Consider the following 1,715-nt stretch of genomic DNA (forward strand, 5'->3'; position numbering starts at 1 on the left):
GAGCTCGCCACCCTCACCGCGGCCGTGGGCAGGACCACCGCGTGCACCGTCTCCGGTCCCGCCGGGGTGGGCAAGACCGCGCTCGCCCTGCACTGGTCGCACCGGTCGGCACACCTCTTCCCGGACGGCGGGCTGCACGCCGACCTGCGCGGCTACGACCCCGACCACCCCCTGTCCCCCGACGACGTCCTGACCGACCTCCTCCAGGCACTGGGCGCCCCCACCACCGGCTCGCCCCAGGCCCGCGCGGCCCGCTACCGCACCCTCCTGGCCGACCGCACCCTCCTGGTGGTCCTGGACAACGCCGCCCACCCGGACCAGGTCCGCCCCCTGCTCCCCGGCGCGGGCCGCAGCCTCGTCCTGGTCACCAGCCGGGACCGGATGACCACCCTGCGCTGCGCCGCCCACCACATCGCACTCGCCCCACCACCGGGCGCCGACGCGCTGGCCTACCTCCGCACGACCCTCGGCCCCCGCGCCGCGCGGGAACCCGCCGCCGCGCGAGCGCTCGTGCGCACCTGCGGACGCCTCCCCCTGGCGCTGGCCATCACCGCCGAGACCGCCGCGCTCCGCGCCAGGACCCCGCTCTCCGCGCTGGTCGCCGAACTCGCCGACGAGCGCCACCTCCTCAGGGCAGGCGCCGACGACCACAACCTGCGCACCGTCTTCTCCTGGTCGCTCAAAGCCCTCGCCGACCACGACCGCGCCCTGTTCCACGCGATCGGCCTGCACCCCGGCCACGACTAGACCCCCGGCGCGCTCTCCGCCCTCTCCGGCCTCAACCCCGCCGAGCTGCGCCGCGCCGCCGACGCCCTGCTGCGCGTTCACCTGGTCGAGGAGAACGGCAGGGGCGGGTTGCGCGCCCACGACCTGGTCGCCGCCTACGCGCGGGACCTGGCCGCCGAGCAGCTCCGGCCCGCCGCAGCCAGGGCCGCGTTCGGCAGGCTGTTCCACCACTACCGCCGCCTGCTCGACCCGGCCGCCACCGCGCCCCCGAGCACCGGGTCGACCTCGCTCACCCAGGAGCGCCACACCCTGGAGGCCGTCGCGGAACGCGCCGAGTCGCACCTCCCGCACCCCACCGCCGGCGCCCTCCGGCACACCCTCGGCGCGCTCCACCGCACCCAGCACGACCTGAGCGCCGCACTGCGCCACCTGACCAGGGCGACCGCCCTCCTCGGCACCACCCACACCCACCTGGACCGGGCCGCCGCCGAGCTGGAAGCGGGTCGCCTGGAGGACGCCCGCCGCTGCCTGGAGCACGTCCGCGACGGCCCCCAGCGCGGTCGGGCGGGCGCGCTGGTCGCCGAGGCCCGGCACCTGAGGGCGCTGGTGTCGCTGGCGAGCGGCCAGCTCCCCCCGGCCGTCCGCAGGGCCCTCGACGCCGCCCGCGCGTTCACCGCGCAGCACGACCACCACGCCGCCGCGACCTGCACCCTGACCGCGTTGACCGGCATGTGCGAGGGCGCCCGGCTCGCCCCTGGGGCCCGGTGGATCTGGTCCGTGGACCGCGCGCTCCTGACCGCCGACTCCTTCACCGCCCAGGACCTGCACCCGCAGGCCGACCACGCCACCCTCCTGGCAGCGCGCCTGCTCATCGCGCGCGGCTCGCTCCCCGCCGCCCGCGCCCTGCTGGCCCGCGTGCCCCCGACCTCCCCGCTGCACGCGCTGTGCGCCGCCGAGCTCCTCGAAGCCCGAGGCGACCACCGGGCCGC

General features: G+C 77.8%; 2 pseudogenes. Both read left to right on the plus strand.

Annotation, left to right across the window (positions count from 1 at the left end):
- Positions 1-747, plus strand: a pseudogene (locus ACTUAL_RS11105) (hypothetical protein); the annotation flags it as partial.
- 108 nt (positions 748-855) lie between these two features.
- Positions 856-1,715 (plus strand): annotated as a pseudogene (locus ACTUAL_RS11110) (hypothetical protein); the annotation flags it as partial.

Source organism: Actinosynnema sp., from assembly GCF_052038725.1.